General features: G+C 40.5%; 12 protein-coding genes and 1 tRNA gene. 6 read left to right on the top strand and 7 right to left on the bottom strand.

What is annotated here, in order from left to right; all coding sequences use genetic code 11:
- Positions 1 to 131: 131 nt before the first annotated feature.
- Positions 132 to 2,795 carry a bifunctional acetaldehyde-CoA/alcohol dehydrogenase gene (adhE, locus tag BDE27_RS06260; protein ID WP_099132368.1) on the top strand — a complete coding sequence of 888 codons (2,664 nt, stop codon included), beginning with the start codon at positions 132 to 134 and terminating at the stop codon, positions 2,793 to 2,795.
- 126 nt (positions 2,796 to 2,921) lie between these two features.
- Here the strand turns inward: adhE and BDE27_RS06255 are convergent, their stop codons facing one another.
- Positions 2,922 to 3,518 (bottom strand): thymidine kinase, encoded by a 597-nt coding sequence (locus BDE27_RS06255; protein ID WP_099132367.1) that lies wholly within the window; start codon positions 3,516 to 3,518, stop codon positions 2,922 to 2,924.
- Positions 3,519 to 4,162: 644 nt separating this feature from the next.
- Here BDE27_RS06255 and BDE27_RS06250 point away from each other — a divergent pair.
- The gene (locus BDE27_RS06250; protein WP_099132366.1) at positions 4,163 to 4,564 is read left to right on the top strand and encodes an H-NS family histone-like protein; all 402 of its coding nucleotides are present in this window, start codon (positions 4,163 to 4,165) and stop codon (positions 4,562 to 4,564) included.
- A gap of 238 nt (positions 4,565 to 4,802) precedes the next feature.
- On the opposite strand, the gene BDE27_RS06245 is transcribed toward BDE27_RS06250, so the two are convergent.
- From BDE27_RS06245 to galU, 3 genes are read right to left on the bottom strand one after another with little or no spacing between them, the layout of a single operon-like run.
- Complete coding sequence (locus BDE27_RS06245) at positions 4,803 to 5,813, bottom strand: NAD-dependent epimerase (RefSeq protein WP_099132365.1); 1,011 nt, start codon at positions 5,811 to 5,813, stop codon at positions 4,803 to 4,805.
- 8 nt (positions 5,814 to 5,821) lie between these two features.
- Positions 5,822 to 7,165 (bottom strand): UDP-glucose dehydrogenase family protein, encoded by a 1,344-nt coding sequence (locus BDE27_RS06240; RefSeq protein WP_099132364.1) that lies wholly within the window; start codon positions 7,163 to 7,165, stop codon positions 5,822 to 5,824.
- Between the two features lie 24 nt (positions 7,166 to 7,189).
- On the bottom strand, positions 7,190 to 8,107 hold the full coding sequence (gene galU, locus BDE27_RS06235) for a UTP--glucose-1-phosphate uridylyltransferase GalU (protein WP_099132363.1): 918 nt from the start codon (positions 8,105 to 8,107) through the stop codon (positions 7,190 to 7,192).
- A 296-nt stretch (positions 8,108 to 8,403) separates the two neighbouring features.
- Here galU and BDE27_RS06230 point away from each other — a divergent pair, with 296 nt between their 5' ends.
- From BDE27_RS06230 to BDE27_RS06220, 3 genes are all read left to right on the top strand, one after another.
- Positions 8,404 to 8,865: a YchJ family protein gene (locus BDE27_RS06230; RefSeq protein WP_208638569.1), complete on the top strand. Its 462-nt coding sequence runs from the start codon at positions 8,404 to 8,406 to the stop codon at positions 8,863 to 8,865.
- Between the two features lie 67 nt (positions 8,866 to 8,932).
- A complete protein-coding gene (gene purU / locus BDE27_RS06225) occupies positions 8,933 to 9,781 on the top strand; it encodes a formyltetrahydrofolate deformylase (protein WP_099132361.1) in 849 nt (282 codons plus the stop codon).
- Between the two features lie 244 nt (positions 9,782 to 10,025).
- A tRNA-Tyr gene (locus BDE27_RS06220) sits at positions 10,026 to 10,110 on the top strand.
- Between the two features lie 333 nt (positions 10,111 to 10,443).
- Here BDE27_RS06220 and BDE27_RS06215 read toward each other — a convergent pair.
- On the bottom strand, positions 10,444 to 11,307 hold the full coding sequence (locus BDE27_RS06215; protein ID WP_099132360.1) for a helix-turn-helix domain-containing protein: 864 nt from the start codon (positions 11,305 to 11,307) through the stop codon (positions 10,444 to 10,446).
- Positions 11,308 to 11,959: 652 nt separating this feature from the next.
- On the opposite strand from BDE27_RS06215, the gene xthA reads away from it, so the two are divergent.
- Positions 11,960 to 12,766, top strand: a complete 807-nt coding sequence (xthA, locus tag BDE27_RS06210; protein ID WP_099132359.1) for an exodeoxyribonuclease III — start codon at positions 11,960 to 11,962, stop codon at positions 12,764 to 12,766.
- 55 nt (positions 12,767 to 12,821) lie between these two features.
- Here the strand turns inward: xthA and BDE27_RS06205 are convergent, their stop codons facing one another.
- Together BDE27_RS06205 and selD are read right to left on the bottom strand one after the other, a co-directional pair.
- Positions 12,822 to 14,768, bottom strand: a complete 1,947-nt coding sequence (locus BDE27_RS06205) for a DNA topoisomerase III (RefSeq protein ID WP_099132358.1) — start codon at positions 14,766 to 14,768, stop codon at positions 12,822 to 12,824.
- 4 nt (positions 14,769 to 14,772) lie between these two features.
- Entirely contained in the window at positions 14,773 to 15,783 is a 1,011-nt protein-coding gene (gene selD / locus BDE27_RS06200; RefSeq protein ID WP_099132357.1) for a selenide, water dikinase SelD, read from the bottom strand.
- Positions 15,784 to 15,810: the final 27 nt, after the last annotated feature.

Raw genomic sequence — 15,810 nt, 5'->3', positions numbered from 1 at the left:
GTAATTTTTTAAGGCAATTAGCTATATTCACGATTAAATCTAAACGATTAATCTCATAATATTATTTAATAAATTAATAATCTCGCAGCTAATTGCCCTAAAAAATTTAACATCTCTCAGGAGTAATTTTTATGGCTGTAACTCACGTCGCAGAACTCAATGAATTAGTTGCTCGCGTAAAAAAAGCCCAGCATGAATTTGCCAATTTTTCTCAGGAACAAGTTGACCGAATTTTTCGGGCTGCGGCTCTTGCCGCTGCTGATGCCCGTATTTCCTTGGCAAAATTAGCCGTATCTGAATCAGGCATGGGAATTGTGGAAGATAAAGTGATCAAAAACCACTTCGCTTCAGAATATATTTATAACGCCTATAAAGATGATAAAACTTGCGGTATCTTATCTGAAGATAATACCTTCGGTACTATTACTATCGCTGAACCTATTGGCCTAATTTGCGCCATTATTCCAACAACAAACCCAACATCTACCGCAATTTTCAAAGCGCTTATCAGCCTGAAAACCCGTAATGGTATTATTTTTTCCCCTCATCCTCGTGCTAAAAAAGCAACCAACAGAGCAGCAGAGATTGTCTTAAAGGCAGCGGTTGAAGCAGGTGCTCCAAAGGATATCATTGGCTGGATAGATGAACCTTCCGTTGAACTCTCAAATGCCTTAATGCATCACCCTGACATTAATCTGATTTTAGCAACAGGTGGTCCCGGCATGGTAAAAGCAGCCTATAGTTCAGGTAAGCCCGCTATTGGTGTCGGTGCAGGCAATACCCCTGTCGTGATTGATGAATCGGCTGATATCAAACGTGCCGTTGCATCTATCCTGATGTCTAAGACGTTTGATAACGGCGTGATTTGTGCTTCAGAACAATCTGTTATCGTCGTTAATTCTGTTTACGAGCAAGTCCGTGAACGTTTTTCAACTCACGGTGGCTATCTTCTCCAGGGAAAAGAGCTAAAGGCCATTCAAGATGTTATCTTGAAAAACGGTAATTTAAATGCAGCGATTGTTGGTCAGTCAGCAATAAAAATTGCTGAAATGGCCGGTATTAATGTTCCCGAAAACACCAAAATTCTTATTGGTGAAGTTACTCAGGTAGATGAAGCAGAACCCTTTGCTCATGAAAAACTATCACCACTGCTTGCTATGTACCGTGGTAAAAACTTTGAAGATGCGGTCGAAAAAGCCGAGAAATTGGTTGAGATGGGGGGTATTGGACACACGTCATGCCTCTATACCGAACAAGATAATCAGGCAGAGCGTATTAAATACTTTGGCAACAAAATGAAGACCGCGCGTATTTTGATCAACACACCTGCATCTCAAGGTGGTATTGGAGACCTGTACAATTTTAAGCTGTCCCCTTCTTTGACGCTGGGTTGTGGTTCTTGGGGAGGCAACTCTATTTCTGAAAATGTTGGGCCAAAACACCTGATCAACACAAAAACCGTCGCCAAAAGAGCCGAAAATATGTTGTGGCACAAACTTCCAAAATCAATCTATTTCCGACGCGGTTCTCTGCCCATTGCCTTGGAAGAAGTCGCTACTGATGGTGCTAAACGCGCTTTTATTGTGACAGACCGTTTCTTATTCAATAACGGTTATGCCGATCAGGTTATTAATGTCTTGAAATCTTATGGCGTTGAAACGGAAGTATTCTTTGAAGTCGAAGCAGATCCAACATTAAGCATCGTTCGCAAAGGTGCTGAACAAATGCATCTGTTTAAACCGGATGTCATCATTGCCCTTGGCGGCGGTTCCCCGATGGATGCAGCTAAAATTATGTGGGTGATGTATGAGCATCCAGAAACACATTTTGAGGAACTGGCTCTGCGCTTTATGGATATCCGTAAGCGTATCTATAAGTTCCCGAAAATGGGTGTAAAAGCTAAATTGATCGCCATTACCACCACTTCAGGCACTGGTTCAGAAGTCACGCCTTTCGCGGTTGTTACCGATGACGTAACCGGGCAGAAATATCCTTTGGCAGACTACGCACTCACCCCTGATATGGCGATTGTTGACGCGAACCTCGTCATGGATATGCCAAAATCGCTATGTGCCTTTGGTGGCCTGGATGCAGTAACCCACGCATTGGAAGCCTACGTTTCTGTTTTAGCCAATGAATACTCTGATGGACAAGCACTGCAAGCACTAAAGCTGCTAAAAGATTACCTGCCTGTTAGTTACCACGACGGTGCAAAAAACCCCGTTGCCCGCGAACGTGTCCATAATGCAGCAACGATAGCAGGTATTGCCTTTGCTAATGCATTCTTGGGCGTATGTCACTCTATGGCCCACAAACTTGGCTCTGAGTTTCATATCCCACATGGCTTAGCTAATGCACTGTTAATTTGTAACGTAATCCGCTACAACGCTAATGATAACCCAACAAAACAGACTGCTTTCAGCCAATATGACCGCCCACAAGCGCGACGTCGTTATGCGGAAATTGCAGATCATCTGGGGCTAACCTCATCAGATGATCGTACCGCTGCCAAGATTGAAAAACTATTGGCTTGGCTGGAAGAAATGAAGTCTCAGCTAGATATTCCAGCTTCAATTCGTGAAATAGGTGTGCAAGAAGCTGACTTCTTGGCAAAAATCGACAAGCTTGCAGAAGATGCATTTGATGACCAATGCACCGGTGCAAATCCGCGCTACCCATTAATTTCTGAGTTGAAACAACTGCTGCTAGATTCTTTTTATGGCCGTAAATTCACCGAAGAGGACAAACCACAGGAGACAGTAAAATCAAATAGAAAAAATAATAAGAAAGAATAATAAATGATAGGCTGATGGATGTAACTTAAAAGGCGTTAGGGCAACCCAGCGCCTTTTTATTATTTTATTTTCTGGCCTATCTTAACCTATATAGTTTTAGATTTCTCAATTACAACTGGGGGCGTATTAAACCTTTTTTGCCCTGGCTTCACGAATAACGTCAGTATAATGCCTACGACACACTGAGACGTATTTTTCGTTACCACCAATATCAACCTGAGCACCATCGTAAACAACGTTGCCATCGCTGCCAAAACGAAGTACACGGCTGGCTTTTCTCCCACAATGACAAATTGTTTTCAACTCTACCAATTTATCTGACCACGCGAGGAGATATTCACTGCCGCTAAATAACTCACCTTGAAAATCTGTCCTTAAACCATAACAAAGAACAGGGATATCGTCATAATCTACAATTTCACAAAGTTGCTCGACATGTTCTTTCGTTAAGAATTGGCATTCATCAATCAAAACGCAATGGACTTTTTCTGCCTCATTTTCCTTTCTGATAAGCTCAGCAATATTTATTTTCGGTGAAAACAACAACGCTTCAGCCGATAAGCCAATACGGGAACTAACCTTTCCTTTACCGAATCGAGTATCGATTTCTGCTGTAAAGATCAGCGTTCTCATTCCTCTTTCGTTATAGTTATAGGAAGACTGCAATAAGGAAGTTGATTTCCCAGCATTCATGGTAGAATAATAAAAATAAAGCTGAGCCATTGGCCTGTTCATCCTCTTGTCAAATTTAATCAGGCGATATAACAGCAACAGTTTACCACAAACTTTGGTTGAAATTATCTTTGTTGTTGTCAAATGTGGAGTAACAGAAACAAATTAGGTTGAATAACAAAAGATTATTTTCATGATAATCATCACATTTGCGCATATAAAATCAGCACCACAAGTACTTACTGCATGCCAAATGCACAAAATTAACATAAAAAGAAAATAGTTATTTTTACCCTCATCCTTTGAATATTAATAATCAAAGTGGTTTACTTTTGTTCAATTCACCCATCATGATCATAACTAATGGATTACCCATAAAAAAACTTTCATCACACACTTACTCTTCAGTTTATTTCTAGCAAAACAGTTAATGTTTCTTACGGATTGACTATAAATTGGTTTTATACCCTAGGTTTTATTCCTTACTAAACTTTACAGTAATCCCCGTCATTCTTATTGAAAAATGGTAAACCCAATAGCAGGATTAAAACGCAATATATCGATTACTTCAAAAATTGCATTTTAAAATGACATGTTTTATCCTGAGAAAGTAAATTCACTATTGCAGAAAATAAAATAGCATTCTATTATTATCTCTACATCGGCTATCATCATTATAATTTGAGACCAGGACAATGAGCGAAAATTTAAAATCCTTAAATAACATCCGTACCTTGCGCGCACAAGCAAGAGAATGTGAACTTAGTACTTTAGAAGAAATGCTGGAAAAACTTACGACTGTTGTTGAAGAACGTCGCGATGAAGAAAACCAGGTTCGTGTACAATTAGAAGAGCGCACACGTAAGCTTCAAGAATACCGTGAAATGCTGGAAAAAGACGGTATTGAATTAAGCGATTTAGTGGATGCTTTAAGTGGTAAATCTACTGGTAAATCTAAACGTGCTGCTCGTCCAGCAAAATATTCATACATTGATGACGGTGAAACTAAAACCTGGACTGGCCAAGGCCGTACACCAGCTGTAATCAAAAAAGCAATTGAAGAAGAAGGCAAATCACTGGACGATTTCCTGATCTAATCAGTTGCTTTGTAAACCTGATAACAAAAATACCCTATCAAGGGTATTTTTGTTTTATGCTTAATATAAACTAACTAGGTTAATTACAGGCTGATGTAGAAACACAGAGAGTTATATTAATGGCTAAATCGCTTTTATATTCTCGATGTGATAAAAAATAACTTAACACTAACTTAGTTTTTTATTAACATAATTTAGTAAAAAAAGGAGCTAATCGCTCCTTTTCCTATTTCTACTGTCACAGCTTTTGATAAAAGTCTAAATACCAATCAGTAAATCGTTTCACCCCTTCCTTTACCGGCATGTTAGGTGAAAAGCCAATCTTATTGTAAAGCGCGCTTGAATCTGCACACGTTGACAATACATCGCCATCTTGAATTTCCATAAAGTTTTTCTTCGCCTCAATTCCTAATGAGGTTTCAATGGCTTCAATAAAATCACCCAGTTTTGTCGGTTGTCCATTGCCAATATTGTAAACTCGATACGGCGCAGAGCTGGCAGATATTTGCCCATCTTCGACTGACCAGTCTTTATTGGAAGTAGGAATGATATCCTGCAACCTGATTATTGATTCAACAATGTCATCAATATATGTGAAATCTCTCACCATATTGCCATGATTATAAACATCAATCGGCTTACCTTCTAACATAGCTTTAGTGAATTTAAATAAAGCCATGTCAGGACGCCCCCACGGTCCATATACGGTAAAAAATCTTAATCCTGTAGTGGGAAGTTGATAAAGATGTGAATAGCTGTGAGACATTAATTCATCAGCTTTTTTCGTTGCTGCATATAAAGAAACCGGATGATCAACTGAGTCATCAGTAGAAAAAGGTTGCTTTTTATTTAAGCCATATACTGAACTGGAAGATGCATATAATAGATGCTCTACAGAATGATGGCGGCAACCTTCAAGTATATTGATATGACCGACGATATTGGCATCTATATATGCCATAGGGTTTTGTATTGAATAACGCACACCCGGCTGAGCCCCTAAATGGATCACTCGCTGGAATTGATGTTGCGCGAACAATTCGGGTATTGCAACTCTGTCAGCCAAGTCTAATTTTTGAAATTTGAAATTTGAATAAGGGAGTAATAAATTTAATCTCGCCTGTTTCAAATTAACATCATAATAATCGTTGAGGTTATCAATACCAACAACCTCATACCCCATATTCAATAACTGCTGACTAACATGAAAACCTATAAAACCAGCAGAGCCTGTAACTAAAAATTTCATAAATTAACTCAAATGACGGGTCTGATTGAGGCACCGCGGCCAATACCATAATAAGTAAAACCACGCGATTGTAGGCGTTCAGGATCATAAAGATTGCGTCCATCAAAAATCACAGGCGTTTTTAATGAATCTTTAATCACATCAAAATCAGGTGCTCTGAAGTTTTGCCATTCTGTACAGATAATCAAAGCATCAGCACCTTTTAATGCTGCTTCTTTTGTTCCCATTAAAGAGAGATCATCACGCTGCCCATAAATACGCTGAGCTTCTTGCATAGCCTCAGGATCATACGCCTGAACTTTAGCGCCACATTTCCATAACGTTTCCATCAAGACACGGCTCGATGCCTCACGCATGTCATCTGTATTAGGTTTAAATGACAGCCCCCAAATAGCAAATGTCCTATCCGATAAATCATCACCAAAATGTTGTCTTACAAAAGCAGGCAATTTATTTTTCTGTTTTTCGTTAACCTGCTCCACTGCCTGAAGAATTTTTGGCGTATATCCAATTTGTTCAGAAGTCCGGATCAGTGCCTGAACATCTTTAGGGAAACATGAACCACCATATCCACATCCAGGGTAAATAAAGTGATATCCGATGCGTGAGTCGGAACCAATTCCCTGGCGCACATGTTCAATGTCAGCTCCCAGTATTTCAGCCAAGTTAGCAATTTCATTCATAAAACTGATTTTTGTCGCCAACATGCAGTTAGCTGCATACTTAGTCAATTCAGCACTGCGGATATCCATGACTATCATACGATCATGATTACGATTAAATGGCTCATACAGCTCGCGCATGACATCAACCACATCATCATTATCACAACCAATAATAATGCGTTCAGGCCGCATACAATCAGCAACAGCGGCGCCTTCTTTCAAAAATTCAGGATTGGAAACGACATCAAATGGAAGTTCCAGATTACGTTCTGCCAATGTTGCTTGCATCACTGCCCTGACTTTATCAGCTGTACCTACTGGCACAGTTGACTTGTCAACAACAACTTTGTAACCATCCATATTTTCCGCAATAGTTCTGGCTACAGCAGTTACATACTTAAGATCAGCAGAGCCATCTTCATCAGGAGGTGTGCCTACTGCAATAAACTGTAATTTGCCATGAGCAATACCGGCTTTGGCATCCGTTGTAAAATTCAGCCGTCCTTCAGCATGATTTTTCTTTACCAAGGGCGTCAAGCCCGGCTCAAAAATAGGAATTTGACCATTTTTCAGGTTCTCGACTTTTTTTGCATCAACATCGACACAAAGAACATCATGCCCCACTTCAGCAAATACGGTTGCTTGTACTAAGCCTACGTAGCCAATACCAAATACAGTAACTTTCATATCACACCTTAAAGTACTAGTAGATTATTTTTCGAACTGATTTTGCAAGGTCATGATCCAATCCGCGAATGACTTGCCCAATTCTTTATGTTTCATGCCATATTCAACAAATGCCTGCATATAACCCAACTTATTACCACAATCATGACTACGGCCTTGCAAGTGATAAGCCTCAACAGGCTCTTTTTCCATCAGCAGGGCAATAGCATCAGTCAGTTGTATTTCATCTCCTGCCCCTGGCGCAGTTTTAGCCAATAATGGCCAGATTTTTTCAGATAATACATAACGACCAACAATGGAAAGATTCGATGGCGCTTCTTCTGGTTTTGGTTTTTCAACAACACGGGCAATCGGTTTGCTATCCCCAGGCTGTAAATTTTCCCCCAGGCAATCAACAATGCCATAATCGGCAACACTTTCTACAGGGACAGGTTCAACTAGAATTTGGCTTGCACCACTGCTGTTGAAGCGTGATAACATTTCGCTCAAATTATATTTTGATAGGTCGGTACTGTACTCATCCAAAATAACATCCGGCAGAACAACAGCAAACGGCTCATCACCAATAAGTGGTTTAGCACATAACACGGCATGTCCCAATCCTTTTGCAATTCCCTGACGGGTTTGCATGATTGTCACATGATTTGGACAGATAGATTGTACCTCGTCCAGTAATTGGCGCTTAACTCTTTTCTCAAGAATCGCTTCCAACTCAAAGCTGGTATCAAAATGGTTTTCTATCGAGTTCTTGGATGAATGTGTGACCAGAATGATCTCATTAATACCTGCTTTGATACATTCATTGACCACATACTGAATAAGTGGTTTATCCACCAAGGGGAGCATTTCTTTCGGGATGGCTTTGGTGGCTGGCAACATCCGGGTTCCCAAACCAGCAACAGGTATAACCGCCTTCTTGACCTTTTTATTTATTACTGACATTACATCGTCTCCTACTGCTATGTTTTCACTGATATGTTTTCACTGAAAAACTCCTTTACAGTTTAAACAATAGCATTAACTCTCAAAAAAAATCGTATGTGTGAAGAAAATTGCACTCGCAAAAAATAACGCGCACGAGTATACACCAGTTAATTCGGCCAGATATACAATGCGCTAGCTTTTAATCACATTTCAATGATTAGATGTCGGGTTGTGCATTTAATCCTATTCAACAAATACTAATTTACCTTACAATTAACGATAATCTGCAACTTCTTTAAATAACTGGAGTTATTTTGACAAAAATGTGTCCCTGCGGCAGTGGCTCATCTTTCGACCTTTGCTGTAGTCCCTATCTTGAAAATCATCACCCTGCCCCAAATGCTGAATCCCTGATGCGTTCCAGATATAGCGCTTACGTTACACAAAATGCAGACTATCTTATCGCTACCTGGCACCCAGATTGCCAGGCTGAAAATTGGCGTACAGAAATAGAACAAAGTTTTGCCGGTGTACAATGGCTGGGATTAAATGTCCTCGAAACTCATCAGGGGAAACATAATAACGAAGCTTATGTTGAATTTTCAGCTTGCTTTATTGAACAAGGAAAGCAAGATAAGCAATTGATTCATGAGCGCTCACGTTTTTTGCGCATTGATCAACGTTGGTTTTATATAGATGGCATTCGCCCTGAAATAGGCCGAAATAGCCCTTGCCCATGTGGTTCAGGCAAAAAATATAAGAAATGCTGTGGTTAAATCAGCATCTAAATATCAAACATAACAACTCACACACAGTGAAGAATATTTGAGGTTCTCGTAATCCATGCAAAACGCAAACATACAAAAAAAAATCTTGCGGACGATTTGTCCTGATTCCAAAGGATTGATCGCAAAAATCACAAACATTTGTTACAAACATCAATTAAACATCGTTCAAAATAATGAGTTTGTTGATCATCGTACTGGCCGATTTTTTATGCGTACCGAGCTGGAGGGTATTTTTAATGACGAAACTCTTCTGGCAGATTTGGATGACGCTCTACCGGCGGGTTCAAACCGTGAATTGAATACAGCGGGCCGACGTCGTATCGTTATCATGGTGACAAAAGAAGCGCATTGCATTGGCGATATTTTAGTCAAAAGCGTCTATGGTGGACTGGATGTCGAAATTGCTGCTGTCATCGGCAATCATACTACTTTGCAAAAATTGGTTGAGCAGTTTGATATCCCATTCCATTACATCAGTCATGAGGGTCTAACCCGTGAACAACATGACGAAGCATTGATAGCCCAAATTGATCAATATAAGCCGGATTATGTTGTGCTTGCCAAGTATATGCGAGTCTTAACACCGGCATTTGTTCAGCATTACCCAAATCAAATAATCAATATTCACCATTCATTCTTGCCCGCATTTATCGGTGCTCGCCCTTACCATCAAGCTTATGAGCGTGGTGTGAAAATTATTGGCGCGACGGCTCATTATGTAAATGACAATTTGGATGAAGGGCCGATTATCACCCAAGATGTGATAAATGTGGATCACACCTATACCGCTGAGGAGATGATGCGGGCAGGACGGGATGTTGAAAAGAATGTATTGAGCCAAGCATTACACTGGGTATTTTCCCAGCGGGTTTTTGTATATGGTAACCGTACCGTTATTCTTTAATCAACCATGTTATTTTTTAATAAACAATAAAGTATTGTGTCTATAGCTGCTTGGGCAAAATGCAACCTGTAATACAGATACTTTCTATCGATGATATTACCCAGTAGGTTGCAACACAATCACCCGGATCAAAAAGTAATCATACGATACTTTATTTTCAATTAGCTACTTTACAGCGGCGGTTTATCTGATATCATGCCGCTCGCTGCTAACGATAGCATACAATTCAAAAATCCAAAAATCTGGTGGGGTTCCCGAGCGGCCAAAGGGAGCAGACTGTAAATCTGCCGTCACAGACTTCGAAGGTTCGAATCCTTCCCCCACCACCATCAAGAACTCACATTTCATTTCATAAAATGAAACATACTTATCCTTACTAAAGCAGATTATAGCTTGCTGGCTCATAGAATGTATCGATTTGGAAAGTGTTAATGCGTTCAGCTAACATTCAAATTGGAATACCACAGAATGGCTATGGGCAAGAGAAGCAAGATGAAATGACAGATGTGTAATACCTATATAAGCCAAAGGTGAGGAACGAAATAACACATCATCCTTCCTCACCACCATCAAAAATCTATTCTAAGCTCTTTTAATGCATTTGGGCAAACACCCATAGCGGAGCTGAGAAACCTGATAGTTCGCTCCGCTCACGCAGTCAGTTACTCCATATCACTGACGGAGTCGATGAAACGATTTAACACACTTGAATGAGATTTTGATTTGTAGACATAACACTGATTAATTGCATCAGGCCGTGATATAGAAATGAAGCCTAGGCTTTCTCCCTCTTCCAATGCACCGGAATGGGAATCTGTAATAAAAACATAATCGGTTGACTGAATAAAATTGAGACAGCATTCGATATTATCCATCTGTCGAATATTAACTTTTTCTCCGTTTTTTATCATTTCCTCTTCCAAATTCTTTATCAAATTGCCTTTATAGAGCACTGGATCACATAACCACGTTCTCTTTCTCAGCAATTGAGTAAAGTCCCCATTGACTTCAGCCAATAACTCTTTACGGCAGCAGATCCCCAAATTTGGGCCATCAATTTTCCTTACCAGGCTGAATCGATCACTAAGTATTTTTTCTGAACTTAAAATTATTGTATTGCCCTCATAGTCAACTATTTCATCAATGTTATCATAACTGAAGCGTAATATATTAACTTGAGCATTATTTCTGTCCGCTGCTTTATAAAGCGAAATCAGATGCTTTTTCTTACCCCAATCATGGTATATATTTACAACATTACAAATACTCCCGCTAATGTGTTTCTTTGTAATTTCTTTCTCTTTCAAATAGAGCTCTTTTAAGTCATTATATAACTCCACTCCGTCTTTGGTCAGAATCATCCCAAACTTCTCCCTTTTGAATAAGCGCTTTCCTAACGTCGCTTCAAAGTCTTTAATTGATTTAGCGACTGGGGGAGTCGTACGGTTCATCACTCTTGCCGCTTTGCTTAAAGAACCCATTTCCACCACCGCCATGAATGCTTCTAATTTACGAGAAAAAAACATAATTCACCGTTCCTATGTAACTTGTGGCTAAAATAATTTCCTTGAAATGGCCTTCTCATCAGGTAACCGCTAAATCAAACTTGATATTATGAAGGTATAATTTTGTACAATAAAAATAAGTATTTTTCAAATGACATTTATATAAAATGCCAGTCCCTGATGCAATAATGCGGTTTAGATGAACTATATTATTCATCTATATCATGATGAATATTCCACCGTGATTGTAAACCATTAATAAATATAACCCTGGCCTACAAGTTCAAATTTCTATCAGAGATTGATTAACTCTTCTACTTTTTCATTAATTAATTTTTGTAACACACAACATAAAATAAATTTCAAGAATAAAAACTCTCACGGAAAATTATAATATCAAATGTTAAATATAACACATAACAATTAGTGAATTGTTATACATCAATTAATTTACTATTTATTGATTTGGTGTCTTTTTATTATTTAAAAATCGATTCGACACTTTAAATTTGGGGTAACGAGGGCATTATACTCAATATAGTATTACATATATGAGTAAAATAGCGAATCATCAAAATAATTAGGTAAAATTTATTATTTAATAAATAGTTACATCCTTATTTGTATCTGTTAACATTAAGAATAAGAATATTATATAGGTGATTATAACAATATGAAATTTATATCATTCAATATTAATGGGTTAAGAGCACGTCATCATCAACTCGCTGCCATTGTTGAACAACACCAACCTGATGTTATCGGATTACAAGAAATAAAAGTCCATGATGAAATGTTTCCTCTGGAAGAAGTCAGTAAGCTGGGTTATCACGTTTTTTATCATGGTCAAAAATCGCACTACGGTGTCGCCCTGTTGACTCGCCAACAACCCGTAGATATCCGTAAAGGTTTTCCTACTGATGGCGATGATGCACAGCGCCGCATTATTATGGCCGATATCGAGACACCTCTTGGTTTATTAACTGTAATCAATGGCTATTTTCCTCAAGGGGAGAGCCGTGATCACCCAATTAAATTTCCTGCAAAAGAAAAGTTTTATCAGGATTTACTGTCTTACCTGGAAACTAACCATTCTCCGGAGTCACACATTCTGATTATGGGAGACATGAATATCAGTCCAACAGATCTCGATATTGGTATCGGAGAAAACAACCAGAAACGCTGGTTAAAGACGGGGAAATGTTCTTTCCTGCCAGAAGAGCGTGAATGGATGGCACGCTTGAAAAATTGGGGATTCATCGATACATTCCGAGCACTAAGCCCCGAAGTCAATGACCAGTTTTCTTGGTTCGACTATCGTTCAAAAGGCTTTGATGATAATCGTGGGCTGCGCATTGATTTGCTGCTGGCCAGCCATCCATTGGCAGAAAGATGTATCTCTTCTGGTATCGATTATGCTATCCGCAGCATGGAAAAACCATCCGATCATGCCCCTGTTTGGACTGAATTTAAGATATAAACAGCGATCATGAAACACAGCACCATAATAGGTGGTGCTGTGTCAGCATTTCAGATTATCCCTGATTGGCTTGATCTTTCTTTGCCCTGCTCTTACTGGATTTTGCCTGCTTTCCTTTCCCTTTTTTGGCATTAACGGGAACAGGAGGCAAGTCCCTAAAAGCCGTCAAATTACGATGCTGTTTTGCCTGCCAAATCAACTGCTGCAATGTTTCCTGAAGGGGGAACATAAAATCCTGATAACGGAATTGCTTTTCGCTGATTTGCGTCAACCGAGATTCCCAATGTGCAGTCATATCTGGCAATACCGCCATGTCCGGCAATACATGAATTAAAGCCCTGCCAGCCGGAGTCGCGTGAATATGGCGCCCTTTTTTGTACAGGAAATCCCGTTTGAATAGCAACTCAATGATCCCTGCTCGGGTCGCTTCCGTACCCAAACCATCAGTGGCACGAAGCACCTTTTTCAAAGCTTTATCCTGCACAAATCGGGCTATGCCAGTCATTGCAGACAATAGTGTTGCATCAGTGAAAGGCCGTGGAGGTTGTGTCTGCCTTTCCACCACTTCGCCTCTCTCACACAATAATTCATCTCCTTTAGCAACAACAGGTAATGGCGTACCTTCATTCTCTTCATCCCGTTCCTTGTTGCCAAGCAGAGTCCTCCAACCCGCTTCTGCCAGAAAACGTGCCTTGGCGATAAATTTCCCCCCTGCAATATCAAGTTCAATCGTACATTTCCGAAATACCGCATCAGGAAAAAACTGCATCAGGTATTGTCGCGCAATCAAACTATAAATATGGCTTTCATTTTCGGTTAAATTGACTTGGCTACTACGTGCAGTAGGAATAATGGCATGGTGAGCATCAACCTTCTTATCATCCCAACAGCGGTTCTTTTGCTCTATATCTAAAGCATCCTGCGGAAGCAAATGAGTAGCATGAACCGAAATGGCATTCAGGACCGCATGACGCCCAACAAAATGTTCTTCCGGCAGGTAACGACTGTCAGAGCGTGGATAAGTGATCAATTTATGGGTTTCATAAAGCCGCTGACAAATGTCAAGTACATCTTGAGCGCTCAAGCCAAAACGCCTGGCCGCTTCAATCTGTAAAGATGACAAGGAAAAAGGCAATGGTGCCGTTTCTGATTCACGCTTATCCTGATAGGAAGAGACATAGGCGGGTTGTCCGGTAATACGAGCAACAACATGCTCAGCTAACGGCCGGTGAATAATTCTCCCTTCTTCATCCTGAAAATCAATGCAAGATTCACTGGGTTGCCATAAAGCCGTAAATCGCTCTTCATTGGGTGTAACAACATGTGCTTTGACTTCAAAAAAGTCTTTTGGCACGAAATTTTCTATCTCTTCATCGCGGCGCACAACCAAACCTAAAACAGGAGTTTGGACACGCCCAACCGATAATACCCCTTGATAACCTGCATTTTTGCCTAATAAGGTGTAAGCGCGGGTCATATTGATGCCATAAAGCCAGTCCGCTCTGGCTCTGGCGAGTGCAGAAACACATAAGGGGATAAACTCCCGATTGCTCCTTAACCGTTCAATCGCTTTTACGACCGCCTGGGGATTTAGATCATTGATTAGGCATCGTTGGACATTGTGTTTTTTATCCGTATCCAGATCTAAAAAGTCCAGCACTTCATCCACCAACAATTGACCTTCACGATCAGGGTCTCCTGCATGGATTATTTCGGTCGCTCTTTCCAATAGGGATTTAATTATGTTGAGCTGTTTGGCCACGGCTGCCCGTGGCTTTAGCTGCCATTTTTCAGGAATGATCGGTAAATCAGCCAAGACCCAACGCGCATAACGGCTCTCGTAGGCATCGGGTTCGGCCTGTTCCAATAGATGACCAACACACCAAGTCACAAACTGGTTATTACCACATTCGATAAACCCATCCCCACGTCGATGGGGCTTCGGTAAAACATCTGCGATGGCTCTCGCGAGGCTGGGTTTTTCTGCAATAAAAAGACGCATGGAATTATTCAAGAACTTCAATTAGTGCTCTGCCTGAGCTTGGCTCAGTCAGTTCACCAATAGCAAAAAAATCAATGTTGTGGCTTCGTGCAACGGCTTTCGCCTCTTCCACGGCATCCGGCAAAATCGCCAGCAACAAACCACCCGAAGTTTGTGGGTCACACAGGAGATGGCATTGATGAGGAGTCATCTTTCCAACTAAGTGCCCATAGCTGTCAAAGTTGCGTCCTGTGCCTCCAGGTACGCAACCTTTTTCGATATAAATATCAACATCTGGCAATCGCGGAATTTGTGAAAATTTGACCTTCGCCTGAACACCAGAACCTTCACAAATTTCACTCAAATGCCCTAACAAACCGAAGCCTGTTACATCCGTCATCGCTGTAACACCCTCAATTCCTGCAAAATCTGTCCCCGCGTTATTTAACTGGCACATAGTTTCTTTCGCAATACCTTGGTGTTCAGGTTGAAGCAAACCTTTCTTTTCAGCCGTAGTCAATACGCCAACACCCAAAGGTTTAGTCAGAAACAGGAGATTCCCCGCCTTTGTCTGATCATTACGCTTTACACGTTCAATATTGATAATACCCGTCACTGACAAACCGAATATGGGTTCAGGTGCATCAATAGAATGCCCTCCAGCCAGAGAAATGCCCGCTTCCTGACAAACAGCCCTGCCTCCCTCAATGACATTTTGAGCGATTTCCGGGGCCAGCTTATTAATTGTCCCCCCCATCGCGTAAATATCACTGATAGCATTAGTGGCCGCAACACGGCCAAAATCAAACGTATCATCAACAATCGGCATAAAAAAATCCGTAGTACTAATGATACCTGTACCATTACCAATATCATACACAGCAGCATCATCACGGGTTTCATTGCCGACCAAAAGATTAGGATCGAAAAATTTTGCCTGTTCACTGTGCAAAATAGTTTCCAGCACTTTAGGCGAAATTTTGCAGTCACATCCGGCATCATGGCTGTATTGAGTCAGACGGATTTCAGTTGACATTAGTCGCTCCAGTTAAGAAGTCACTGG

The organism is Xenorhabdus ehlersii (assembly GCF_003610465.1).
In the GTDB taxonomy this organism is placed as follows: Bacteria; Pseudomonadota; Gammaproteobacteria; order Enterobacterales; family Enterobacteriaceae; genus Xenorhabdus; species Xenorhabdus ehlersii.
This window is presented reverse-complemented; position numbering and strand designations above follow the sequence as displayed.

What these genes read in the sequence shown, in the direction of transcription:
- BDE27_RS06215 (WP_099132360.1), bottom strand. Translation starts at nt 11,307, where the DNA reads ATGTTTTTTTCTCGTAAATTAGAAGCATTCATGGCGGTGGTGGAAATG.
- BDE27_RS06245 (WP_099132365.1), bottom strand. Translation starts at nt 5,813, where the DNA reads ATGAAATTTTTAGTTACAGGCTCTGCTGGTTTTATAGGTTTTCATGTT.
- galU (WP_099132363.1), bottom strand. Translation starts at nt 8,107, where the DNA reads ATGTCAGTAATAAATAAAAAGGTCAAGAAGGCGGTTATACCTGTTGCT.
- BDE27_RS06205 (WP_099132358.1), bottom strand. Translation starts at nt 14,768, where the DNA reads ATGCGTCTTTTTATTGCAGAAAAACCCAGCCTCGCGAGAGCCATCGCA.
- selD (WP_099132357.1), bottom strand. Translation starts at nt 15,783, where the DNA reads ATGTCAACTGAAATCCGTCTGACTCAATACAGCCATGATGCCGGATGT.
- xthA (WP_099132359.1), top strand. Translation starts at nt 11,960, where the DNA reads ATGAAATTTATATCATTCAATATTAATGGGTTAAGAGCACGTCATCAT.
- BDE27_RS06255 (WP_099132367.1), bottom strand. Translation starts at nt 3,518, where the DNA reads ATGGCTCAGCTTTATTTTTATTATTCTACCATGAATGCTGGGAAATCA.
- BDE27_RS06240 (WP_099132364.1), bottom strand. Translation starts at nt 7,165, where the DNA reads ATGAAAGTTACTGTATTTGGTATTGGCTACGTAGGCTTAGTACAAGCA.
- adhE (WP_099132368.1), top strand. Translation starts at nt 132, where the DNA reads ATGGCTGTAACTCACGTCGCAGAACTCAATGAATTAGTTGCTCGCGTA.
- BDE27_RS06250 (WP_099132366.1), top strand. Translation starts at nt 4,163, where the DNA reads ATGAGCGAAAATTTAAAATCCTTAAATAACATCCGTACCTTGCGCGCA.
- purU (WP_099132361.1), top strand. Translation starts at nt 8,933, where the DNA reads ATGCAAAACGCAAACATACAAAAAAAAATCTTGCGGACGATTTGTCCT.